This window comes from Paenibacillus oralis (assembly GCF_003863965.1).
GTDB lineage: Bacteria > Bacillota > Bacilli > Paenibacillales > Paenibacillaceae > Fontibacillus > Fontibacillus oralis.
This window is the reverse complement of the sequence record NZ_RRCN01000001.1, coordinates 4,733,955-4,756,467: the sequence shown is the minus strand read 5'-3', so window position 1 is coordinate 4,756,467 and position 22,513 is coordinate 4,733,955. Positions and strand designations below refer to the sequence as shown.

The 22,513-nt window shown below is 48.7% G+C and carries 21 protein-coding genes and 2 pseudogenes; 11 read left to right on the top strand and 12 right to left on the bottom strand.

The window, feature by feature from the left end:
* Positions 1-84 precede the first annotated feature (84 nt).
* Entirely contained in the window at positions 85-1,053 is a 969-nt protein-coding gene (locus EHV15_RS21220; protein WP_128632961.1) for a LacI family DNA-binding transcriptional regulator, read from the top strand.
* A gap of 66 nt (positions 1,054-1,119) precedes the next feature.
* Here the strand turns inward: EHV15_RS21220 and EHV15_RS21215 are convergent, their stop codons facing one another.
* A complete protein-coding gene (locus EHV15_RS21215) occupies positions 1,120-2,142 on the bottom strand; it encodes a LacI family DNA-binding transcriptional regulator (protein ID WP_128632959.1) in 1,023 nt (340 codons plus the stop codon).
* A 449-nt stretch (positions 2,143-2,591) separates the two neighbouring features.
* Here EHV15_RS21215 and EHV15_RS21210 point away from each other — a divergent pair, with 449 nt between their 5' ends.
* The 5 genes from EHV15_RS21210 to glpK all read left to right on the top strand — a co-directional run bounded on the left by EHV15_RS21210 (position 2,592) and on the right by glpK (position 8,273).
* Positions 2,592-3,038 (top strand): PTS sugar transporter subunit IIA, encoded by a 447-nt coding sequence (locus tag EHV15_RS21210; RefSeq protein ID WP_425464439.1) that lies wholly within the window; start codon positions 2,592-2,594, stop codon positions 3,036-3,038.
* A 424-nt stretch (positions 3,039-3,462) separates the two neighbouring features.
* On the top strand, positions 3,463-4,926 hold the full coding sequence (locus EHV15_RS21205) for an L-fucose/L-arabinose isomerase family protein (RefSeq protein WP_128632955.1): 1,464 nt from the start codon (positions 3,463-3,465) through the stop codon (positions 4,924-4,926).
* Between the two features lie 53 nt (positions 4,927-4,979).
* Positions 4,980-5,828, top strand: coding sequence for a transketolase (locus tag EHV15_RS21200; protein WP_128632954.1), 849 nt, complete (start codon positions 4,980-4,982; stop codon positions 5,826-5,828).
* A complete protein-coding gene (locus EHV15_RS21195) occupies positions 5,828-6,766 on the top strand; it encodes a transketolase family protein (RefSeq protein ID WP_128635459.1) in 939 nt (312 codons plus the stop codon). Before EHV15_RS21200 ends, EHV15_RS21195 begins: the two co-directional genes overlap by 1 nt.
* 10 nt (positions 6,767-6,776) lie before the next feature.
* Positions 6,777-8,273: a glycerol kinase GlpK gene (gene glpK / locus EHV15_RS21190; RefSeq protein ID WP_128632952.1), complete on the top strand. Its 1,497-nt coding sequence runs from the start codon at positions 6,777-6,779 to the stop codon at positions 8,271-8,273.
* A 136-nt stretch (positions 8,274-8,409) separates the two neighbouring features.
* Here glpK and EHV15_RS21185 read toward each other — a convergent pair.
* Positions 8,410-8,640, bottom strand: a pseudogene (locus EHV15_RS21185) (DUF2262 domain-containing protein); the annotation flags it as partial.
* Between the two features lie 854 nt (positions 8,641-9,494).
* Here EHV15_RS21185 and EHV15_RS21175 point away from each other — a divergent pair.
* Positions 9,495-10,397, top strand: a complete 903-nt coding sequence (locus EHV15_RS21175) for a transposase (RefSeq protein ID WP_128632951.1) — start codon at positions 9,495-9,497, stop codon at positions 10,395-10,397.
* A gap of 445 nt (positions 10,398-10,842) precedes the next feature.
* Here EHV15_RS21175 and EHV15_RS21170 read toward each other — a convergent pair whose 3' ends face one another.
* Together EHV15_RS21170 and EHV15_RS21165 are read right to left on the bottom strand one after the other, a co-directional pair.
* A complete protein-coding gene (locus EHV15_RS21170) occupies positions 10,843-11,877 on the bottom strand; it encodes an NADH:flavin oxidoreductase (RefSeq protein WP_128632949.1) in 1,035 nt (344 codons plus the stop codon).
* A gap of 287 nt (positions 11,878-12,164) precedes the next feature.
* A complete protein-coding gene (locus EHV15_RS21165; RefSeq protein WP_128632947.1) occupies positions 12,165-12,755 on the bottom strand; it encodes a TetR/AcrR family transcriptional regulator in 591 nt (196 codons plus the stop codon).
* Between the two features lie 146 nt (positions 12,756-12,901).
* On the opposite strand from EHV15_RS21165, the gene EHV15_RS21160 reads away from it, so the two are divergent.
* Together EHV15_RS21160 and EHV15_RS21155 are read left to right on the top strand one after the other, a co-directional pair.
* Positions 12,902-13,495, top strand: coding sequence for a TetR/AcrR family transcriptional regulator (locus tag EHV15_RS21160; RefSeq protein WP_128632945.1), 594 nt, complete (start codon positions 12,902-12,904; stop codon positions 13,493-13,495).
* 149 nt (positions 13,496-13,644) lie between these two features.
* Positions 13,645-14,694 carry an aldo/keto reductase gene (locus EHV15_RS21155; RefSeq protein WP_128632944.1) on the top strand — a complete coding sequence of 350 codons (1,050 nt, stop codon included), beginning with the start codon at positions 13,645-13,647 and terminating at the stop codon, positions 14,692-14,694.
* A gap of 194 nt (positions 14,695-14,888) precedes the next feature.
* Here the strand turns inward: EHV15_RS21155 and EHV15_RS38385 are convergent.
* The 5 genes and pseudogenes from EHV15_RS38385 to EHV15_RS21135 form a co-directional block, all read right to left on the bottom strand.
* Positions 14,889-15,131, bottom strand: a pseudogene (locus tag EHV15_RS38385) (helix-turn-helix domain-containing protein); the annotation flags it as partial.
* A gap of 11 nt (positions 15,132-15,142) precedes the next feature.
* Positions 15,143-15,688, bottom strand: a complete 546-nt coding sequence (locus EHV15_RS38380; RefSeq protein ID WP_425464483.1) for a cupin domain-containing protein — start codon at positions 15,686-15,688, stop codon at positions 15,143-15,145.
* A gap of 40 nt (positions 15,689-15,728) precedes the next feature.
* Entirely contained in the window at positions 15,729-15,872 is a 144-nt protein-coding gene (locus EHV15_RS36600; protein ID WP_178075922.1) for a hypothetical protein, read from the bottom strand.
* An 80-nt stretch (positions 15,873-15,952) separates the two neighbouring features.
* Positions 15,953-18,910 carry a family 78 glycoside hydrolase catalytic domain gene (locus EHV15_RS21140; RefSeq protein WP_128632941.1) on the bottom strand — a complete coding sequence of 986 codons (2,958 nt, stop codon included), beginning with the start codon at positions 18,908-18,910 and terminating at the stop codon, positions 15,953-15,955.
* Positions 18,907-19,101 carry a hypothetical protein gene (locus EHV15_RS21135; protein WP_128632940.1) on the bottom strand — a complete coding sequence of 65 codons (195 nt, stop codon included), beginning with the start codon at positions 19,099-19,101 and terminating at the stop codon, positions 18,907-18,909. The genes EHV15_RS21140 and EHV15_RS21135 overlap by 4 nt, the downstream gene beginning before the upstream one ends.
* 190 nt (positions 19,102-19,291) lie before the next feature.
* Between EHV15_RS21135 and EHV15_RS21130 the strand changes: the two genes are divergently transcribed.
* Positions 19,292-19,720, top strand: coding sequence for a hypothetical protein (locus EHV15_RS21130; protein ID WP_128632938.1), 429 nt, complete (start codon positions 19,292-19,294; stop codon positions 19,718-19,720).
* A gap of 102 nt (positions 19,721-19,822) precedes the next feature.
* Complete coding sequence (locus EHV15_RS37495) at positions 19,823-20,146, top strand: hypothetical protein (protein ID WP_246061719.1); 324 nt, start codon at positions 19,823-19,825, stop codon at positions 20,144-20,146.
* A gap of 379 nt (positions 20,147-20,525) precedes the next feature.
* On the opposite strand, the gene EHV15_RS21120 is transcribed toward EHV15_RS37495, so the two are convergent.
* From EHV15_RS21120 to EHV15_RS21110, 3 genes are read right to left on the bottom strand one after another with little or no spacing between them, the layout of a single operon-like run.
* Positions 20,526-21,083, bottom strand: coding sequence for a TlpA family protein disulfide reductase (locus EHV15_RS21120; protein ID WP_128632937.1), 558 nt, complete (start codon positions 21,081-21,083; stop codon positions 20,526-20,528).
* An 18-nt stretch (positions 21,084-21,101) separates the two neighbouring features.
* Positions 21,102-21,824 (bottom strand): cytochrome c biogenesis CcdA family protein, encoded by a 723-nt coding sequence (locus EHV15_RS21115; RefSeq protein WP_128632936.1) that lies wholly within the window; start codon positions 21,822-21,824, stop codon positions 21,102-21,104.
* Positions 21,817-22,497 carry a hypothetical protein gene (locus EHV15_RS21110; RefSeq protein WP_128632935.1) on the bottom strand — a complete coding sequence of 227 codons (681 nt, stop codon included), beginning with the start codon at positions 22,495-22,497 and terminating at the stop codon, positions 21,817-21,819. The genes EHV15_RS21115 and EHV15_RS21110 overlap by 8 nt, the downstream gene beginning before the upstream one ends.
* Positions 22,498-22,513: the final 16 nt, after the last annotated feature.

Sequence of the window (22,513 nt, the reverse complement as noted above, 5' to 3'; positions counted from 1 at the left end):
CAACACATATGCATCCTTTATTTTTAGCCTAAATGTTGGAACGGGTTACATGTCAACTTTAACTTTTCGGAAAGGGACATTTGCATGTCAAAGTTTGAACAGATCATGAGGTTATCCGGTTATTCCCGGGCAACGGTGTCTCGGGTCATCAATAATTCGCCGAATGTGAACGAGGAGACGCGCGAGAAAATTTTGCAGATCATGAAGCAGCTCGACTACGCTCCCAACCGGAACGCCGTGGCGCTGTCAAAAGGCCGAACCCAGCAAATCGGGATCGTCATCGCAGTCCTGCACGAAACTACCATTTCCTTTTTGAATCATTTTATACAAGCTGCTTTGGGATGCGGATTTCAAACGATTATTTATACTTCGCAAGGGGATAAAGAGAAAGAACTGCAGGCGTTTGAGGATTTGCGGAGCAAACGGGTGGATGGCTTGCTGATCATGACCTGCGTGAATGACCCCGGAAAACTGTCCGCCTACTGCCGTTATGGGCCAATCATTTCCTGGCAGCGCATGCGGGCGGGGCAAATCCCTTCCGTGGCGATGGATCAGGGCGAAGGTTACCGGCTTGGGCTGGAGCACCTGCTGGCCAAAGGGTTTACGCGCATCGCCAACGTTTTCGGAAGACCCAACAGCTTGAATACCAAAAGCCGCAGGCTGGCGTTTGAAGCCGTCATGGAGCAACGCGGCCTGCCGGTAAGACACGATTGGTACCGTTACGAGGTTTATGGCATGCTTGACGGCGAACAAGCCTGGCGCTCGCTCGCCGCCATGAATGAAGCTCCCGAAGCCGTCCTCTGCGCCAATGATTACGCGGCCGCAGGCATATTAAACGAAGCCCGCCGCCAAAATCTGGCGATTCCGCAGCAGCTGGCCATTGTCGGCTTTGACGATACGGAATTGTCCGCTTCCTTAGGCATAACCACCATTCATAATCCGATTAAGGAGCAGGCGCAGAACGCCTTTTATTGGATATGGAACATCATTGGCGACGAATCCTTGGAGCCGTCACCCTTAAACTTTCAACTGGTTGAACGCCAAACGACTTAAATCGCCGTTAAGCCGGGAGAGACTGCCGGCCGGAAACATTTAACCGCGCTCTCCCCGCTCCCCGTTTTAGGCCCGGCAGGACCCCCGTTCAACCACTTCCGTGTTGACCAGAATTTGCACATTTTGATCTTTCCGGCCGCCTACCTTGCGCAGCAACATGTCCATCGCCGTTTTGGCCATGATGTCTTTCTTGACATGGATCGTCGTTAACTCGGGACTGATCACCTTGGCCTCGCGGATATTGTCAAATCCCATGACCGCCACCTGCTCGGGCACCTTAATGTTCAGTTCCTGGAAAGTTTTGATGGCGCTTATGGCCATGTAATCATTTTCGCAAAATATAACCGAAGGCAAATGCTTCATGTTCTCCACGGCAGTTCTAAAAGCGTCCTGCGACAACAGCGACATCGGGTTCATCGCAAAGGTCAGTTGCTCATCGATGTCCAGATTCCCCTCTTTTAACGCGGCCATAAATCCTTCCTTGCGTTTGACGAAGTTCAAGATCCGCACCTCGGACCCGATATAGCCTATACTTTGGTACCCCAAAGCGATGAGATGCTGCCCCGCCTGATAACCTCCAAGATAGTTGTTAATCGCTACGAAACTCGCGTCGATATGTTCGAAGCATGTGTCCAGGATGACCAGATTCGAATGAATGGATAAAACGCTTTCGATCATCTGCGCCGATAAGTTCGTGCCGAGCAGTAAAATTCCCGCGGAGGGCTGCTCATTTTCGAGCTGTTGGATCTCTTCTTTCAAGCTTTGGATCGGAATAGAAGAAATAATCAGCGTGTGGCCCTGTTCTCCGGCATAGGACGTTAAATGATGAATAAGTTCGCTGAAAAACGGCTGGGATTCGTAATGCTCGGTGACGATGTCCACATTTTTGCAGGCGATAAATCGCATCACAGAGCTGTTTTTGGCCGAGACTTTGTTGGTTTTAAACGTCCGCGGGGTATACCCGTTAGCCCTTGAAATTTCAAGGATATGCTGGCGCGTTGCTTCACTGACGCCGGCCTTATTGTTGAGAGCCAAGGAAACGGCGGCCTTGGAAACCCCTGCAAGTCTGGCAATGTCATCTATTTTCATCAATACCACTCCTGATTCAAAGACTGTGTAAATTATAACACTATTATACACGAAAGTTTACGGCTTAAACTTAACTAAACTTAATTTTTCTGTTTACAAAAAATAATTTGACTAAATCTCTCCTCGGTGCTAATATTCAAAATGAAAGCGGATTATTTTAGTTAAATAGCAGTTTATCGGATGATAGTTTATATAAAATTAATAAACTATTATTTTCTTTTAGTGTGAAAAAAGGGCAGGTGATTTAAGGTGAACGTATCCATAGCTAAAAACCGGAGAACATTCACGCTAAAGGGTTTATCGGTCTTCTGATTTCCATAGTTGTGGCCTTTGCCGGCGGTTTTGTCTTAACTTATCTGTTCGGATATAAAAACGCCGCTCCAGCTCAAGCCGATAGCGGGCGCCATGCGGCGGATATCCCTGCCCAAAAGGAGCAAGGAACGGGTGAAATGACTGTTTTCAGTCCATTGGATGGCGAGTGGATTCCGTTAACCGAAGTGCAGGATGAAGCTTTCTCCAGCGGAGCGATGGGTAAAGGCGCGGCGATCATCCCTACAGGCGGCGCTGCTTACGTCCCTTTCTCCGGAACCGTGCACACGGTGTTCAAAACGAAACACGCCATCGGCATGATTTCGCAAGAAGGCGTCGAAATCCTGATTCACATCGGCATTAACACCGTCAAATTAAAGGGTGAGCATTTCACTACTTTCGTTAAAGAAGGAGACACCGTCAAAAAAGGCGACAAACTGGTCGAATTCGATCTCGAAGCGATCCAGAACGCCGGATACGATGTAACGACATCCGTTCTCATCTCCAACACTGCCGATTATGCGGAAATTAGCGTCAAGGAATACGGGCACGTAAGCCCGGGTGATCCGCTCATTTTCATTAAATAACAAGTTTAGGGGGAGCAAACCGGTTGCTTCCCTTTTTTTACGTTTGCGGAGGTCGCGGTGATAGCGGTAAAAAAGGCGTTATTTTCAGCAAAGGATGGTGTTTGGCTGGAATAGAGGAATTTTTTTCCGCTATCTCATTGTATGGGGGCAAAAAGTGATTCCCCTCCCCTTCCCTCCTTACATTTCAAGCACCAAATGACGCTCCCCCCGCACGATTGAGCCCCCACAACCTAAACTAAACTTAACTAATTATTAACAACCATAAATTTAAGCCGTTTTTAACTAAAACATTCATTGACTCCGCTTTCTTTCGGTGTTAACATGACGATATAGAGATAAATTATCTCTTAATTACTACAATTAGTTTAGTTTATTTTAGCATTACTACCCCTTAGTTTATTAATGCCGAGAGGAGATGTTGGTTATGAAAAAACTAAAGTTGGGCTACGCCCCTACCCGGCGCTTCGTTTTCAGCGCCGAAGATGCCTTTAAGTATAAGGTGGAAATCCGCAAACAGATCGAAAGCTTTGGCATGGACATCGATATCGTCGATCTTGAGGGACTTAATGAGGAAGGGCTGCTCTATGACGACCATATCAACGCGGAGCAGATCATTAAACGGTTCAAGGACGAAGAGGTGGACGCGGTCTTTTTCCCGCACTGCAACTTCGGCACCGAGGATACCGTCGCCCGCGTAGGCAAGGCATTGGGCAAACCCGTCCTGCTGTGGGGCCCCCGCGACGAGGCGCCGCTGGCTGACGGCATGCGCCTGCGCGACACGCAATGCGGCATTTTTGCCACGGGTAAAGTGCTTCGCCGCTTCAACGTCCCGTTTACGTACGTCACCAACAGTTGGCTGACCGATCCCGTGTTCGAACGCGGCTTCACCAACTTTATCGCCGCCGCCAATGTGGTACGCCAGTTCAAGAGCTTGCGCATTCTGCAGATTGGCCCCCGCCCCTCTTCATTCTGGACGATGATCTGCAACGAGGGAGAGTTGCTCGAAAAATTCGGCATTGAAATCCATCCGATCACCCTGGTCGATATACAGCTGCGCAGCAAAAAAATCGCCGCCGGAAACAGCGCGGAACTGCTGGAAACGATCGATTACATCAAAGCAACCCTGGACTACAGCGAAGTGACGGAAGACGATATCCGGCGGATTGCCGCCCTTAAAGTCGCCATGAAATCGTTCGCCCGGGAAACCGGCAGCAGCGCGATCGCCATCCAATGCTGGTCCTCGCTGCAGGACGCGATGGGGATTATGCCTTGCCTGGCCAACGCCATTTTGACCGACGAGCAGATTCCGGTCACTTGCGAAACGGATATTCACGGAGCGATCACTTCGGTTATGGTGCAGGCGGCGGCGATGAACACGGCCCCCACCTTCTTTGCGGATATTACCGTACGCCATCCCGAAAACGAAAACGGCGAGCTGCTGTTCCACTGCGGCAACTTCCCGGTATCGCTGTCCGTGGAGGACAAACCGAAACTTAGAAAGCACTTTTTATTCGACGATCATTCGCCCGGAACACATGAAGGCGAAATTCGCGGCGGCGGGATGACGATCGCGCGCTTCGACGGGGATCACGGCGACTACTCCATTTTCCTCGGCAAGGCTCGCGGAATTTCCGGTCCGTACACCCGCGGCTCCTATGTATGGGTTGAAGTCAACGACTGGCCGCTGTGGGAAGAAAAGCTGGTCAAAGGGCCGTATGTGCATCATTCCGTTGGCATCCACGCCAACGTTATCCCGGCCATTTATGAGGCCTGCAATTATATTCCCGGCCTGACCGCCGATCCCGTAGACCCTACGGAGCAAGAAATCCAGCGTTGGCTCCGCGGGTCCGACCTGGCGCAAAAGAAGTCTGCCGGCATTCCCAATTGAGATGATGTACGAAAGCGCCGGACAATCCATTTCAAGGAGGACATGAGGAAACCATGAACATTCAAGAACTGAAAATCAAAGCCGCACAAATCCGGATGGACCTTCTGACCATCATTCACCGGGCCAAAACCGGCCATACCGGCGGATCGCTCAGCAACACCGACATTTTGACCGCCCTTTATTATGAAATTATGAAAATCGACCCGGCAAATCCGAAATGGGAAGAACGCGACCGTTTTATCGCCAGCAAAGGCCATTCCGTGGAATCACTCTGGTGCATTTTGGCCGATCTCGGCTTTTTCCCGAAAGAAGAACTGCTAACCTACAGCCAATTCGGCACGCGCCTGATCGGCCACCCCAACAATAAAGTGCCGGGCATCGAAATGAATACCGGGGCTTTGGGCCATGGCTTGCCGATTTCGGTCGGCATGGCGCTTGCCGCCAAACGGGACGGACGCTCCTACCGCGTATTCTGCCTGATGGGCGACGGTGAACAGGCCGAGGGTTCGAACTGGGAAGCGGCCATGGCCGGGGCCCATTACAAGCTGGATAACCTCATCGGGATCATCGACCGCAACCGGCTGCAGATCAGCGGTTCCACCGAGGACGTCATGGGGCTTGAGCCTTTGGAAGAAAAATGGGCCGCCTTCGGCTGGCACGTTGTTTCCATCGACGGCAACGATATGGATGAGCTCGTTCGCACGCTGCGTTCCGCTCCCGAAGTCACGGGCAAGCCGACCCTCGTCATGGCCAATACGGTCAAGGGTAAAGGCGTTTCCTTTGCGGAAAACGTACCGGCATGGCATCACCACGTGCCAAATGACGAACAGCTTCGCTTGGCTCATGCCGAGCTTAAGGCGCACATCGAAGAATTAACGCAGAAAGGAACGGTGCATGAATGATGAACACAATTCCGAATCGTCAGGTGATTTGCGAGACACTGCTGGAACTGGCCAAAGAAGACCGCGATATTATGGTGCTCGCGAGCGATTCCCGCGGCTCGGCGAACATGGCCCCTTTTGCAAACACCTATCCCGAACAGTTTGTTGAAGTCGGCATTGCCGAGCAAAATATCGTTGGCATGGCGGCCGGTCTGGCCCACAGTGGCAAAAAGCCGTTCGTCACTTCACCGGCCTGCTTCCTCAGCATGCGCAGCATTGAACAAGTCAAGGTCGACGTCGCCTACTCCCGCACCAACGTCAAGCTGATCGGGATCAGCGGCGGCATCAGCTACGGCGCGCTGGGCATGTCCCATCATTCGGTGCAGGACATCGCCGTTGCCCGGGCCATTCCGGGGCTGGCCATCGTGCTTCCCTCCGACCGCCACGAAACGAAAAAACTGACCGAAGCGTTGGTGAACTACGACGGCGGCGTTTACGTCCGCATCGGCCGCAACCCGGTCGAGGATGTATATGAGTCCGACGACTATCCATTTGAAATCGGTAAGGCCGTAACCATGAAAGACGGCAAGGACGTCACGATCATCGCCGCCGGGGAAACGGTGCGCGTCGCCTTGGACGCCGCCGCAGCGCTGGCCGCGGAAGGCGTCTCCTGCCGCGTGCTCAATATGCACACCATCAAACCGCTGGATGAAGCAGCGATTATTGCGGCAGCTAAAGAAACAGGAGCGATCATCACGGTTGAAGAGCACAGCGTCTACGGTGGGCTTGGCGCAGCCGTCGCCGAAGTCGTCGTGCAGAACCACCCCGTTCCGATGAAGGTGCTCGGCATTCCCGACGAACCGGCGATTGCCGGCAAGACGGCCGAAGTGTTCCGGCACTATGGCATCACCGGGGACAACATTAAACAAGTTGCGCTTGAATTGATTAGCAAAAGATAAGGTGAGGCCGATGGAAGCGAAGCAAAAATATATTTTGGCGGTGGACCAAAGCACCTCGGGTACAAAAGCTTTATTGGTCGACCGGCAGGGGGTAGTGACCGCCCGTTCCTCTTTGGAGCACAAACAAATCTATCCCCGTCCCGGTTGGGTGGAACACGATCCGCTGGAAATTTACGAGAACGTAAAAGCCTGCATTCGCGAGGTTCTGCGGCAAACTAATGTTACCGCCGCGGAACTCGCGGTCCTGACCGTTACAAATCAGCGCGAAACCGCCGTGATGTGGGACAGCGTCACCGGGCGTCCGGTCTACAACGCGATCGTCTGGCAGTGCCAAAGAACGGCCGAGACTTGCGAGCGGCTGAAGGACCAAGGCCACGAAGAACGGGTTCGCTCCAAAACCGGGCTCCTGCTGGACCCCTATTTCTCCGCGGCCAAATTTAAATGGATACTTGACCATGTGGAGGAAGTCCCCCTCCTATTGCATGAAGGCAGGCTGCTTGCGGGTACCATGGACAGTTGGCTGGTATGGAAGCTGACCGGCGGCAAAGTGCACGCTACCGATTACACCAACGCCAGCCGCACGTCCCTGTTCAACATTCACACTTTGCAATGGGATGAGGAAATGACCGCTTTGTTCGGGGTGCCTGCTTCTCTGCTCCCCGAGGTAAAAGCATCGGATGCGATCGTCGGTTATACCGGCGACGACAGCCTCTTTGCCCTTCCCGTTCCGATCGCCGGCATTATCGGCGACTCGCAAGGCGCGTTGTTTGGCCATTTGTGCTTCGAGCCCGGAACGGCGAAAGCGACGTATGGCACGGGAACCTCGGTCCTGATGAACGTAGGGGATGAGCCTGTTGACGGCGGCCCGGGGCTGGTCACAGCCATAGCCTGGGGAGCCGGAGGAAAGGTTACGTATGCCCTGGAAGCGGTCATCCGTTCGTCAGGAGACAGCATCAAGTGGGCACGGGACAATCTGGGATTATTTTCGACCTTTGAGGAAATGCAGCAGTTGATCAATGGGCTTTCGTCCAATGAAGGCGTTTACCTCATCCCCGCATTTGTCGGCTTGGGCGTCCCCTACTGGGACCCTTCCGCACGGGCGGCCATTGTCGGCATGAACCGGGGAACGGGCAAGGCCCATATCCTTCGCGCCGCGCTGGAAAGCATCGCTTATCAGGTGCGCGACGCCGTGGAGTTTATGGAGGAGAGATCCGTCATGCCGCTACGCGGACTGCGTACGGACGGCGGCGCATCGTCCAACCCTTGGCTGATGCAATTTCAAGCCGATATTCTCGGCCATGCGGTGACGCGTTCCACATGTCCCGAATTATCGGCCATGGGTTCCGTATATCTCGGCGGCATGGCGATCGGTTTGTGGCCCGATTTGCAGCAGATCGCCGCAGATAAGGAGTTTTACGAGACCTTCCAGCCCGTCATGAACGAGCAACTCCGGGAAAGCAATTATTCCGGCTGGAAAAATGCGGTTAGCTCCGTGATAAGTCAGTAACGCCCAAGACCTTCCGTTTTCGTATTACGCAAACAAGACCGTTGACATGGATACCTGAATCATTGTCAACGGTCTTTAGATTTATTAAAGCTGGCTGGGCTGTATTTTCATGGTGATGACCGGTTGGGATGTGGCATTACCCGGCTATTTCAGCCGACTCGAACGTGCCGTCGCAATGGCCCCGCACTATGATCGAATGTTCCCAAAACATATCGCCGTCATTAAAGAATATTTCGAATGCCCCTTCCGGATACACGCTGATGCTGCTGAGTTCCATGAGCTTAACAAACATGTCTTTGGCGATCTCGTCGACCTCCGCTTCATCGTTGTCCTGCAGCCACTCGTTCGCCAACCCGACCAGTTCTTCTTGAACGGCAGGTCCGCCGCTGTCCAGCTTCTTCCAGGCAATCAGCGGAATGGAGGCCATCCACATCGCATTGCCTCCCGCTCTCCCCATGTGTCGTCCCCCTGCATTCGCTGGATTTATAAAAGATCATCCCTATGAAAATACAGGAAATTCATAACAGGGTCAAACCAAGCTATTTTGTGATAAGGTTGCCTACTGGGAAACTTCAGCGGACGCCGCTAATGGAATTAAACATGTTATGGCTCGGATAATAAGTACAAAAATAAAAAGTGCCGCTATTCTCTGAAATCCGGGGGAACGGTTGTCAAGTAGCCGGCTGTCAAGCGCCGATTTGCAGATCGAGCCATTTTTCAGATGTAATAACTCAACTTTCGCAGCAAAAAATCGGCAGACAAGCCTTGATGTAGCTGGATAAACCAGCAATCCATTGCCGGAGTTGACGCTGAATCAGAGGCGGACAGTGTCTTCCCGGCTTTTTGGGCTGCTTCATTGAGGAAAGCGTCAACGATGTAGAAGCGTCACGATCTGGCGGGGTCAGCGTATCTATCTTTTGCACCGTGGCCGTTTCGAGCAGTGTCACAAATCGACGCCAGGTGAGGGGGTTGCCTAAAGGGACTGTCTAAAGCGTTCGTGTCTTGGTGTCCCTGCCTGCCGCCTACCTTTGCACGATTATTCCTTTCGCTCAGGGAACAGGGGTGCTAGGGCAAGGGTTCCAAAAAAAGAAAGAAGAAAAAGAGATGGGAAAAAACGAGGCGGTTCAGGTGAATTTTCGCCTTGATAAGAGAACGTATGTTTGGTATAATGAAATATATGGAACTTATGTTCGTATATTCTTGATTCGGGGGCGAGCAATCATGGAGATCAATGCGGGAACGGAACTTCAGCCATTCAGCAGCCGTTTTAACAGCGAGCAGGACTGCATGGAGGCGCTGATCGCGATGAAGTGGCCAAACGGCTTTGTCTGCCCGCGCTGTGCTCACCCCCGGTGCAGTCGCCTGACCTCCCGGCATATCCCCTTATTCGAGTGCGGAAAGTGTAAGCATCAAGCATCGCCTTTGGTCGGCACGATTTTTGAAGGAACGCATTTGCCCCTACTCAAGTGGTTTGAGGCCCTGGATTTGTTCCTGCTCCCGGGCGGCATCTCGGCGCTGCGGCTGAGCAAGGTAATCCGAGTCGCCTACAAAACCGCCTGGTTACTGCTGCACAAAATACGCCACGCCGTGGGGGAGTTCGATGCCCGGGAACTGCTCTCTGGAGACGTGAAGGTGAACAGCGATCAGTATGGGCGTAATCCGTCCCGGTGTCAGCTTACGCATCCGTACGCCTCGGCGGTCGTAGCCGGCTGCACGGTCACGGAGTCGGGCGAGCCGGAGCAGGTCAAAATCCGCCTGGTGCCGTATAAGCGGGGAAGTGAAAAAAGGGCAGACCGTCACGATCTAACCGCGTTCATCAACAAGCATGTGGATGTCCGTACATCGGCGGTGCAGTTGTTCCCTCTGGCCTTTCGGCTGTATGCGCCCTTGCGGAGAGTGGTGAGGGAAGCGTGGGAATCGCTGAAGAGTACGTATGGAGCTTTGGGACTGAAGCATCTGCAGGCTTACCTGAACGAGTACACCGTACGCCGCCGGCTGCGCCTGTCCGGAGCGGAAGAAACGATGCGGCAGAAGTTGCTGCGCATGTGTGTGGCGATTCCGGCGATCCCTTACCGCAAGCTGATCGCACGCCAACCGAACCAGCCCCTTGCGGCTGCGGCCTGATCGACACGCTGTAACGGTAGGGGGAGTTTGATGCAGATCAACTTAATGGTCCTTGATCTCCTGTCTTGAGCTCCTGTCCTGATCTCCAAACTTGATCTCTTGTCCGGTCTGTTTCACCTTCTCTAAACCTGATTTCTTCTCCTAAGCCCGTCTAAATTATCTCGAAACTATCTGCTTCTCCGCAAATATTTTTTTCTCCCGAGCTTGTCTTTCTCTCTGCTACCTGATCAAACGGGATAATCGTGCAAAGTCTACGGACAGAGAGTGTTGATCTACCGCCCCCCCCCCACTTCCCTATCCTCAAGCTTTCAACGCCCTTTAATTCTTTGAACACCTTCAACCCAGGGACTCAAGCTGATTTGCTCTCCGAAAGTTGAGTTATAAGAAACCCTAACGCACTCGTTAGGGTCAACTTTTAATATGGAGATGAAGTATCCGGCGGAGCTTAATACAGTGTTTGCTCGGCCTCGGGGGTAAAGAGGACCAATTCGTCAAACCGGCCGTCGCGAATCTTGCTTGCCCAAGCGGGATCGGCCAACAAAGCCCGGCCTACGGCCACCAGATCGAATTCTCCACGTTCCAGCCTTGCGATCAACGCGCCGATGGCTTCAGCCCCCGCTTCCTTTCCATCCGGCTTTGCAAAGCCGCCGTCCAGGCCAACCGATCCGACCGTAATCGTCGGTTTCCCTGTCAGCTTTTTGACCCATCCGGCCAAATTCAGCTCGGAGCCCTCGAACTCGGGTTCCCAGAAACGGCGTGTAGAAAGATGAAACATATCAACCCCCGCCTCAGACATGGGCGCCAAGATCTGTTCCAGCATTTCCGGCGTCTCAGCCAATCTCGCCGTGTAGTCGCTCATCTTCCATTGCGAAAAACGCAGCCCGATCGGAAAATCCGGGCCGACAGCGCGGCGGCTGGCCTCGATAACTTCCACAGCAAAGCGGGTCCGTCCGGCGGTGTCGCCTCCGTAGCGATCGGTGCGCGGGTTGGTCTTTTCCCAGAAAAATTGATCGATCAAAAATCCGTGCCCGCCATGGATCTCAATGCCGTCGAAGCCGATCCGCTTGGCTTCGGATGCCGCCTGCGCGAATGCCTGGACGATATCTGCGATTTCCGTTTCCGAATAATCGCCGACATGGCCCCGCTCTCCTATATGGGCAATCTGCGGGATGATCCGCCCGCCCGCCTCGTGCACCGCGGCCACAACGTTAGCCCAACCGGTTAGCGCGGCTTCGCCGAAGAACTGCGTTACGTTCTCCATATGGGACGTATCCGGATGATCGATCAGCGCGCCTCCGGTCACGATCAGTCCAACGCCGTTTTCCGCCCGGCGGCGGTAGTAGTCAGCCATATCTTGACCCGGCACGCCGTTCGAAGCAAATTGCCGGGTCATCGGCGCCATTACGATACGGTTAGGCAGCGCCAAATTCCCGATGGTGACTGGTTGAAACAAAGCTTGGGTGGATTGAGAGTAAGTCATAAAAACCTCCAAATAAATTTATTTTTGTTTTTCATCATTGGCTTTTCCTGACTCAATAGTCAAGAATTTTGCAAAAAATTTTGCTTACTGCACAAGCGCTAAGCACCACCTCCCCACCTCGCTTTTAGAGCCGTCAATTATTGACTACACAGTCAAGAAAAACGCAAAAAAATATGTATACGCATATGTTGACGGCCTCTTTCATTAGAGTGAAAGGCCGGCAAACCCAGCCATTCACTCCACGAACAGCAGCCGAGGGCATTCTTGCCCAGGCTCTCCTGATTCTATTAAGCATTCTCTGGCGCCAGCAGCGTAAAAGCCGTACTTAACACCGCATCGACCCGCTCCCGGGATGCGCCCGACTTCTCCATAACCTTCGCGCCATTAAGCACGTTGTTCAATAAAGCGGCAAGTTCTTTACTGGTCTGGCGTGTCGTAATCAGTTGCCGCTCCTGGCCGCTCAGGATGATCTCTTCAAGGATGTGCTCGACCTGATCGGACATCAACTCAGCCTCACGGTTGACCTCCTGGTCATCGGCTCCAAATTCCAGCACGGTATTGACCATAAAACATCCCCGGCGCATCGCCTCTTCATGCGGATAAAGCGCAGCTTCGCATATGGCCTCCAGTTTTTGCAAGGGAGGCGCCTCCTGAGCGGCCAGTTCTTCCAGCATGGTTACGCTCCGTTCGCGATACAGCGCCAGCGCTTTTAAAAACAAATCGCGTTTGTCCTTGAATACGCAGTATAAACTTTGCTTCTTCACTTGCGTCGTACGCGTCAAATCCTCATAGGAAGTCGATTTGAAGCCTTTCGCCCAGAACACTTCCATGGACTGGCACAGCGCACGATCGACATCAAATTCTCTTGGTCTGCTCATGAAAGCATCATATCAATTCTTGAACGCAAAGTCAAAAACTATTGGCGGGGGCCAATCGCGTATCACTTTCTAGCCTATATAGAATGAACTATATTGTATTGCGCACAAGGGAAGGCAGCGTTAATTCCGGATTTGACTTTAATTGAATGATCATTTATTATTCAGGCATGAGATATAAAGACAAAAATAAAAACGAAGCTATTTTTCAGGCAACCATTCAGCTTTTGAACGAGATCGGTTTTTCCGAAATTTCCATGTCAAAAATCGCTAAGCGTGCTCAGGTATCGCCAGGAACGATCTATGTTTATTTTGAGAACAAGGAGGATATGCTGAGGAAGCTGTTTTTGAATGTCGAGCAAAAGATCAGTTCGAGTATGTTCCAGGGGCTCCATCATCCATTGCCGGTCAAAGCAAGATTTGAACTGGTGATGAGCAACTTTATTGAATTCACTATTAACCATAAAGATGAATTCCTTTTCTTTGAGCAATTTTGCAATTCTCCGCTTATCGACAATGTCTATCCGGTAGATTCCAATTCGATGTTCGAACCATTATATAAATTAATTGAAGAAGGCAAGGAACAAAAGCTGCTCAAAGATTACGACACCATGCTGTTGTTAGTCTTGATTTATGCTCCTGTTACAGAGCTGGCAAAGCAATATTTTAGAGAAGAATTTGAATTTAATGATAAAAATGTGAAGGACTTGATTCAAGCAAGCTGGGACGCTATCAGAGCATAAGGGTCCTTCTTTTTTTAACTATAAAATGAATGAACATTCAATTTTTATTAATGCCAAACAGAGAGATATTCCTTGAAGGGGGTGATTCATATAAAACGGAGTATCGAACGATGAGTTTTGAAAATAAAACACAATTTTAGGAGGCATATATGAAATACTATTTCTTAGGAAAAAGCGGATTACGCATCTCAGAGCTTGCTCTTGGCACCATGACTTTCGGTACGGATTGGGGATGGGGCGCAGGCACGGATGAAGCCCGGAACATGCTGGACATTTATCTCGACCGGGGCGGAAATTTTGTCGATACGGCCAGTGGTTACACGAACGGAAGCTCGGAAAAAATGTTGGGTGAAATTCTGGGCGAGCGACGTAATCGCATCGTGCTTGCCACGAAATATACGATGAATACGCATCAAGGCGACCCGAATGCAGGCGGAAATCACAGAAAAAGCATGATCCGCTCGGTTGAAACGAGTTTGTCGCGAATGAAAACAGATTATATCGACCTACTGTATCTGCACTCATGGGACAACACGACGCCGGTTGAGGAAGTGCTGCGGGCTATGGATGATCTTGTACGAGCGGGCAAGGTGCTTTATGTAGGAATATCCGATACGCCGGCCTGGCAGATTTCGCGGATGCAGACGATCGCCGACCTGAGAGGGTGGTCTCCTCTGGTTGCCCTGCAAAATGAACACAGTCTGATCGAGAGAACGTCGGAAAGAGAGCTCACTCCAATGGCTCAGGAGATGGGGCTTGGGGTTGTTGCCTGGTCGCCTCTGGCCAATGGCCTTTTGACCGGAAAATATTCAAGAGAGGATTTGCAGCAGCGCAGCAAGGAATCCGAAGGCTGGAGCTCGCGGGTAACCATGATGGCTAACCATGGTATGCTGAATGAGCGGGTATTTAATATTGTAGATGAAGTCAAAAAAGTAGCAGATGAAGTGAATGCTCCGGCAGCGCATGTTGCATTGGCATGGCTGAGAGCACAATCGTCCGTTACATCCATTTTGCTGGGGGCAAGCAAAGCCGGACAGCTTGAAAGCAATTTGGATATGCTTGATCTGCAGCTTACGGAGCAGCAACTGCAAAGGCTCGACGCGGTAAGCGCGATTGAGCCCGGGTTTCCTCATAAATACTTAAATGATCCCGCAAATCTGTGGGGAGTCTTTGGAGGCGTAGCCGTCGAGCGCCGCTAAGGTAAATCCAAAACACTACAGCAATGGCTGTTGTCTGGCACCGAATCGTAATGATTCGGTGCCATTTTTTTGTCAAAAGAAAACAAGCAATCGAGAAGAAACGTAAATTCACTGTCTTAAAATCTTCCTCATCAAGCGAACTCGAACCTCCAGGGAATGCTTTCTGCTATACACTATTTAGTATAGCCTTAAACTTAAGGGTTTTGTCTTACTTCCCTTCGAATATAACTGGGGGTTTGCCCATACTTTTTTTTGAATAAATTAGAAAAATAATACGTGTTGCTATACCCTACTTCAGATGATATTTTCTCAATCGGTTTGCTGGTATTCACTAACAAGGCATAGGATTTTTTCAAGCGGATCTCTTGAATGATTTCGATATAAGTCTTATTAAGATGCTTTTTTAAATAAGCGCTCAAATAATTAGAGCTGAAATGAAAATGTTTGGCTACATCCTGTAGTGAAACATAACTGGATGCTTCTCTATATAGTTTAAAATTTCCAGAATTGCGGCATGATTTTTATCCAACTCGTTCTGCTCATAATTAATCCGGCATAAAACGGAGAAAATTAACATAATGTAGGCATCTATCACATTCTCGGAGCATATGGAAGGATAGAAATATTCCTTTACACAATGCTGAAAATAATCTCTGAGGGATGGATTATTATTCGTTCTGAAAATATGATAGGTACTCTTTGAATTAAACATGATTCTGGTGGCCAGCTCATTCAAAAATGTGTTTGACGATACCTTATCTATTAAATAATGGGCAAAATACCTTTCGGATATCATACAATTCAGAATAATGTCATCGGTTGATGTTGCCTTTATCGAATGCACTGTACCACTATCCAGTAAAAGTATATCCCCTTCATTCAGTACAATCTCAACCTTATCGTTAATCGTCTGATAACAGCAGCCCTTGTACACATAATTAATTTCTACAAAGTTGTGATAGTGGCTTTCCAGGCTCACACCCTTAGGGTGCACATTTAATGCCGCGCTTTGGTAACCGGAGAAAAACCGGTCCTCAGTCAATAAATTGCTCAGCGGCGTTTTTTTTTCGTTTTTTTATATTGTCAATGTGAGATACAAGCTCTGCAATGGATAAAGTAGTTAGCTTGTCAAAACCAAACTCGGAGCTTTTTGCATCAATAACCTGGTCTATATCCACTGAAAAGCCTCCTTATAAAAAAACAGTTCAGAACTTTATAAAGGATTACGGAGGGGATGCTCCATCCCCTCCGTATCATTTTATCTTGGGGAGCTTACCGCAATCGAGTGGTCCTGCATCAAAAATTCATAACTGCCTGATTTCAGGATATATTTTGCATAATAAATGTTATCTTTCAATTCAACGCCTGCAAAATCCGCCCCATAACAGGATTGACAGGAGTTATGCGGGATCGCCCCCATATCCAGATACAACACTGCTTCGGCATTTGCCGGGATACTTGCAAAATAATGAGTCAATTTTTGGCCGTCTGAACGCCAATTGGAAATAATAGGTCCGTAGATCGAATCATAGCTGCTGTCAACTTCCTTGATTCGGGATTGCGTATTATACTGGCAGCCCCGGTCGATCATGGGGCGCAACTCGATGAACCGGGAATCTTCATTTGCCGCGTTAATACGAATACCCGCCATATATTTATACATCCATTCTATTACAGAACCATAAGAATAATGGTTAAAGGAATTCATCCGCGCATTGAAGAAGCTGTTTTCCGTAGAGTACGAATTCCACCGCTCCCAAATCGTAGTCGCCCCATGCTTAACAGAGTACAACCACGAAGGCATCTCCTCGCTCAATAATAAATCGTAAGCCGTTTCAGAGCCTCCATGTTCCGTAAGGACAGGCAGCAATACGTCTACTCCCAGGAAACCTACAGCCAATGACTTTTCGGGATACCCCGGCCTGTACGATTGATTAATATTTTCAATGTTGTGCTGAAGCAGGTTCAATGCTTTGATTCGCTGAGCTTCATTCTTGTATAGCTTTAATTTTAAAAACCAGGTTAGACCCGTTTGCGCATTATCAACAATCGGATAATCGTGGTAGCTCTTCGTCATCTTGTCTCTGGAAGCGGTCAATAACGTGAATTTCCCGTCTTCATCCCTCACATACTCGGATAACACATGCGCTTTGACTTTTTCAAATAACTGCAAATATCTTCTTTCATTCTCTGCTTTCCCTAGTCGCCTGGATATTTCCCTCATTATATCAGCACAATAGGCCCGGTACATCAAATTCATAAAGATGGTCGAAGTTCCCTGAAAGGACAACCAGTCTCCAAAAATATTCTCATCATAGTTGGTCTCTACAGTGTCTAAATCCCCGATATCCTCCATATAGCTGTGCATTCGATGATAATATTTCTCCAGATCATATGGATTACCGGTAAATTTGTACAAGTTCCAAGGGATGGTAATTCCCGCATCTGTCCAACCAGAAGCATATAAATTGGAGAACCTGGGGACAAACGCCTGCGGAATGATGGAGCTGTATATCTTGTCTGTACTGCTGTTGTTCATCACATCGATATAATGCTGAATGAACGAAAAGCTGTCATAGTTATATAGGGCAGTGGGAAGAAAAATCTGAGCATCGCCCAGCCACCCCACTCTTTCCGACCGTTGCGGGCAATCCGTAGGAATAGAGAAATAATTGGATTTTTGGCTCCACAGCGTATTTTGAAACAACTGATTAACATGTTCATTGGATGTTTTGATATAACCCAGCCGCCTGGTGATCGAACTCATCGGATTCATCACGATCCGATTAATGATGAGCGTAGCATCAGCCTTGATTTCAAGATATCGGAAGCCGTGATACGTATACTTGGGCCTATACATGATTTCTGAAGTATCATTAAATACAACAATATCCCTGGATAAACATTCCCCTCCCATAGGGGTGCTTAAATTTTCCCGGTAAACCGTATACCTGGGGCCGTCACTTCCGCCATTCTCGCTTTCTTTATTTCGCTTCCCGTCGTTGATCATTTCCCCTGTATGAAATTGGACTGTCGTTGTTTTGCCGCTTTCCGTACTCATGTATGCCGTAAACACTGCCGAACAGTTTTGGCCAAAGTCGATGACAAGGATTTGATCCTTAATAAGGCGAACCGGCTCCGTCATATCTACCTTGGTTATAGCAACCGCTCCCAAATCTGCATTCTTATGCGTGGTCACTTCTTCCGCAAAATATACATATCCGCTCTGCGGTTGTATCGTTTTCTCTGCCTCCAGCAAGACTAGCGCCCGATTACTGGGCTGCAGGCGCTTTTTCATAGCTGCTTGATCCTCGCTGAACAGGGGATATTCCGCATCAAAATATTCGCCGGGGCGATTTTGCTTGGTGAAGTCAACCACTTCTCCGTTGTAAAAGTCATTCTCTATAACGGTATCATCATTAAAATATTTCCAGGTTTCCTTGCTGGTACAATGCTCTTCTTTTGTGCCATCCTTATAAAGAAAGACGATTTTCCCAATAAAGCAATGTTTCTTTTGTTGATCGCTAAAAATGTTTTCATAAAAAGAATTTTTACTGATCTGCCCCAGAAACCAGCCATTTCCCAGATACGATTCCACAAGCAGCTCACCGCTCGCCGCGAGGCTTGTTATATCATAGGCTTGATAATGGATTAACTGATGGTAGTCACTCCATCCAGGCGAGAGGACCTCCCATTGTCCTGTGGCTTGCTCGGCAATCGGCGTACCGTTAATCTGTATGTCATACACCCCTAGGGATGATGCATACAGGATTACGTTCTCAAGCTCTTTTGCCGTATCTGTTTTTATATTTGATGTAAATACGGGCAAGCTCATCTTCTCCCGGGTTGTGATCCAGAAAGCGTCTGACCAATCGCAGCCGGTTATAAAAAACTGCTCCTCAGATATGCACGGGTTGTCATTTTGATCGCGAACGGTTGTCTTCCAGTAATATTTCTGCTCACATTCCAGCGGCTCACCCTCATAGAGAATGTTGATGGAGTTATTGGTGTATGCAAGATTACTATTCCACACAGCCGTTATGCCATTTTCAGTTTTTTTATATAATTCAATTTGGTAGGAGGCCTGCTTAATGCCAACATGATCCGATTGCATTTTCCAACTGAAATAAATCTTTTCTTGTTCATTAATGAGCCGGGGGTTTACTTGGGAATTTACTGTCATATCAACCAGGCTGAAAGTGCTTAAATGATTCAAAGGGCAACGGCCTCCTTTTTCTTATGGAACATATAGAAGATCAGTGCTCCCGCAGCCAATACGGTAAAGCAGATACCGGCAAACAGGAAGGGGAACATCGTCAAGTCTTTTCCGAAGAACTCAGGTATTTTATTTATGATATAAGGGGAAGAAAACACGCCCAGATTGGAACCGGCGATAATCATAGACACCGACAAATTCTCCGATCCCTTCCAAACGAATGCATGTTCATTTTGAGATTCCCGAGTATAAGTTCGCTTATATGGGAACGGCGGGAGGACGATAAGGCGTGGACAAAAAGAAACAGATTCTTGAGCTTTTCCTTTATGTCGCTCTTGTAATTGTGGGGACGATTTTATTGTTTATGAAGGAAGGCTGACTATGATTTTGTATCTGACCAGTAACGATCACGTCAATTTATTGGATATGATAGAGCAAGAACAGAATCTGCCGGTAAAGAAACTGACGGGGCAGTTTTCACTCCTGTCTTTTGTGGTCAAAGACATGCGGCATTTCAGTCATGTACGGTCCGTAGCCATTGATCGAAAGGCGATTCTTGAACCTGATGATGAGATAGTTCAAGCTCTATTATCGTTTCAAACCATGTATGAAATCCGTCTTATTGTGATTGCGATCGGGCTGCCGGAAAGCAGCCCTCTTCTGCTTCAATTGACGAATGTAAGCATTACGAATATTGTAACAGCTGATGAAATCGATCCGTTGCGTGATGAAATTAGAGAGTGTTTTTCTGAACAAGGAATGCAGCGATTCATCTCTCCAGTCTCAACCGTAGCAGATATCATAAGGTAAGACTCTCCCACTTACGAAGAACAACAGTACCGTTTTGAATGTAAAAATATTAAGGTTGCCATTGCTGGAAGCGACAGACGCGTAGGAGTGACAACGACCGCGATGAATTTGATGTGTTGGATAAACCAACATGGAGGGTCTGCTTGTTATGTAGAGGCAAATATAAGTAAGCATCTAGCGCACATCGTGCAGCTTTTTCAACCAGAGCAAAAAGGGCAAGCTTATGCAATTGAAGGACATGATCTCTATTTTACGAACGAGTTGAACCAGGACTATAATGTTATCGTGACCGATTGTGGTGTTCTCGACGAAAAAAGGTTACCTGAAGCATTCGTGAACGCAGATATACGAATACTCTGCGGCTCAGCCATGCCTTATGAATTGCCCGTATTTTATCGGGCAATTCAACGATGTAAAGATATTTAAGTTCAATCGCTTGCTTTGTGTGTTCCGAAGAACATTCGTCCCTACGTGAAAAGTCTAGATAACAATTTATTATTTGGGGAAAGCTCACATGATTTATTTGATAGTAATATCAATACACCTGTTTACTTGAAGTTACTTAATAATTACTTAGCCTTCAGGTGAATCGTCATACCCAAAAGCGCTGATTACATAAACAGCGCTACTTTTGGTATCTTTAATGAAATACCGGCTGAGAATATCGCCATTTTGAGCTAACTAAATCAGATCAATTCATCCTGAAGACCATCATAGGATAGTGATTATGAATACTGAGCACCGGAGCTCTGCATTGCTTGCCTCATGAAATCAACCAAATACTAGATGAGTCACCTATCCTCTTTTATTCAATTTCAGCAACATATTTCTCCATGATTTCATAATTAATCGCTCCCATAAACTTTTCCCGAATCACTCCTGTCGAATCCAGCAGGTAAGTCGTGGGATAAGCAATAACTTGATAGGTTTGCAGAGCGTCTCCCTCCTTGTCCAACACGATGGGAAACGTAAGCTGTTCATCCTTCACAAAGTTTTGAACGCCATCCGGATTTTCCTCGGTAAGGGTCATGTTAACCCCCAGGATCACCACGTCCTCCGACTCATAGTCTTCATAAAATTTTTGCATGTGGGGCATTTCCACCCGGCATGGCGGACACCAGGTCGCCCAAAAATTAAGCAGGACTCTCTTCCCCTTAAAATCAGACAGTTTGACCGGGTTCCCCTCTAGATCCATAAGCGTAAAGTCTGGCGCCAATTGCCCCTTCTGAATCCCCGTCTCCAATTCCTCAGTAACCGGCTCCACAGTTTGTGCAGTTTCCGAAGGCGACTTTTTCAAATAATCATACGCGCCGTAAACAATGAGTCCGATCAAGACAAGTACAGCAATGATGCTTTTTTTCATCCGAATTGTCTCCTCTCGTTAAAAATTAATCTCCCAAAACGTATATTGGGCCAGCCAAGCACTCATTTTCTGCAATTGTCCGGTAAACAACAAAAATCCGAGCCCGATCAGCAGCCAACCATTCAGTTTGGAAAGAAGGGGAATCCATCGATTCATTTTTTTCATCAGTTTGAGCGAGTACGTCAACAACCATGAAATCAACAGAAACGGCAACCCCATACCCAGCGAATACACGGTGAGCAGACCAACCCCGTTCCACAACGTTTCAGCAGACCCGGCCAGGAGCAGAATCGATGATAGAGCCAAACCGATGCAAGGACTCCAGCCTGCGCCAAAGGCTACGCCGGTAAGCAGCGAACGAATAGCTCCGTGGCTCTTCTTCGATTGAATATCCCATATTTTACCGGACGCCAACAACCTGAGATTCAAAATTCCGGCCATTTGCAAGCCAAACACAATAATCAAAAGACCGCTTACTTTTTGGATTAAATCACGTTGTTCAGCAAAAAAACGGCCAATAAAGCTTGCCGATGCCCCCATCGCGATGAATACGAAGCTAAAGCCGGTAATAAAAAACAGCGATAGCACCATCATCTTCCCCCTATGTACGGCCAGCTTGCCATCTTGGACGGATGAGCCGGTAAGATGGGAAATGTAAGCGGGAATGAGCGGAAATACACACGGGGATAAAAAAGACAGTACCCCCGCTGCCAAGGCTGCAATAATCGAAATATTATCCATGGAAACCTCCTCTTAGCTTCATTTCTTTCAACCAGCCCCATCCGGTCAAACCCGTGGCAATAAGAAGAAAAAACAACTGCTGCTTGCTGAAAGATAAAACCCAAATGGGGCGATCAGGAACCAAAAACCAAAGTATGACATGCCCAACGGAGAACCAAACAGCATAATCTGCCCCTTTCAGCGAATCCAAGCCTCTCGAAGAAAACAAGAGAAGGATAAGAAGGGCTGCGGATAACAGGGCGCTTGTCCCGTGAAACCAAGCAGGCTCCGCTCCGACGACGACCAACATCATCCGGTAAGCCGACCATCCCGACAATAGAAATACAGTCAAAATACCAGTCCATGATGGTAAGGGGATATTCAACTTTACAGTTCTAATCCAGATATAGACTGCAGCAACCAGGCTTGCTATCCATCCCCCACGCTCTCCTCCATCAAAATAAAGGAGTGCAGCAGGCCGTTGGATGACCTCGACGGGATTAAAAATCAGAAAGCTCGCCTTCCAAATGATGATCCACAACCAGAATGCGTTGGTTACAACGGACAACATTGTCCGGCATTCCGTCATATTTCGAAGGCGATAACGCAACATCAACCAGCCGGCTGCTCCAAAACTTAAATACAGAATCAGTTGTCCGTTCAAGACCCATGAACCGATATGAATATTGTGCAATGGAACCCACCGCCCC

Coding starts and splice junctions, on each gene's coding strand:
- EHV15_RS21195 (WP_128635459.1), top strand. CDS start 5,828: ATGAACACAATTCCGAATCGTCAGGTGATTTGCGAGACACTGCTGGAA.
- EHV15_RS21220 (WP_128632961.1), top strand. CDS start 85: ATGTCAAAGTTTGAACAGATCATGAGGTTATCCGGTTATTCCCGGGCA.
- EHV15_RS37495 (WP_246061719.1), top strand. CDS start 19,823: ATGAATTTGATGTGTTGGATAAACCAACATGGAGGGTCTGCTTGTTAT.
- EHV15_RS21215 (WP_128632959.1), bottom strand. CDS start 2,142: ATGAAAATAGATGACATTGCCAGACTTGCAGGGGTTTCCAAGGCCGCC.
- glpK (WP_128632952.1), top strand. CDS start 6,777: ATGGAAGCGAAGCAAAAATATATTTTGGCGGTGGACCAAAGCACCTCG.
- EHV15_RS21205 (WP_128632955.1), top strand. CDS start 3,463: ATGAAAAAACTAAAGTTGGGCTACGCCCCTACCCGGCGCTTCGTTTTC.
- EHV15_RS21120 (WP_128632937.1), bottom strand. CDS start 21,083: ATGAAAAAAAGCATCATTGCTGTACTTGTCTTGATCGGACTCATTGTT.
- EHV15_RS21175 (WP_128632951.1), top strand. CDS start 9,495: ATGGAGATCAATGCGGGAACGGAACTTCAGCCATTCAGCAGCCGTTTT.
- EHV15_RS21160 (WP_128632945.1), top strand. CDS start 12,902: ATGATCATTTATTATTCAGGCATGAGATATAAAGACAAAAATAAAAAC.
- EHV15_RS21115 (WP_128632936.1), bottom strand. CDS start 21,824: ATGGATAATATTTCGATTATTGCAGCCTTGGCAGCGGGGGTACTGTCT.
- EHV15_RS21170 (WP_128632949.1), bottom strand. CDS start 11,877: ATGACTTACTCTCAATCCACCCAAGCTTTGTTTCAACCAGTCACCATC.
- EHV15_RS21210 (WP_425464439.1), top strand. CDS start 2,592: ATGACTGTTTTCAGTCCATTGGATGGCGAGTGGATTCCGTTAACCGAA.
- EHV15_RS21155 (WP_128632944.1), top strand. CDS start 13,645: ATGAAATACTATTTCTTAGGAAAAAGCGGATTACGCATCTCAGAGCTT.
- EHV15_RS21130 (WP_128632938.1), top strand. CDS start 19,292: ATGATTTTGTATCTGACCAGTAACGATCACGTCAATTTATTGGATATG.
- EHV15_RS21200 (WP_128632954.1), top strand. CDS start 4,980: ATGAACATTCAAGAACTGAAAATCAAAGCCGCACAAATCCGGATGGAC.
- EHV15_RS21165 (WP_128632947.1), bottom strand. CDS start 12,755: ATGAGCAGACCAAGAGAATTTGATGTCGATCGTGCGCTGTGCCAGTCC.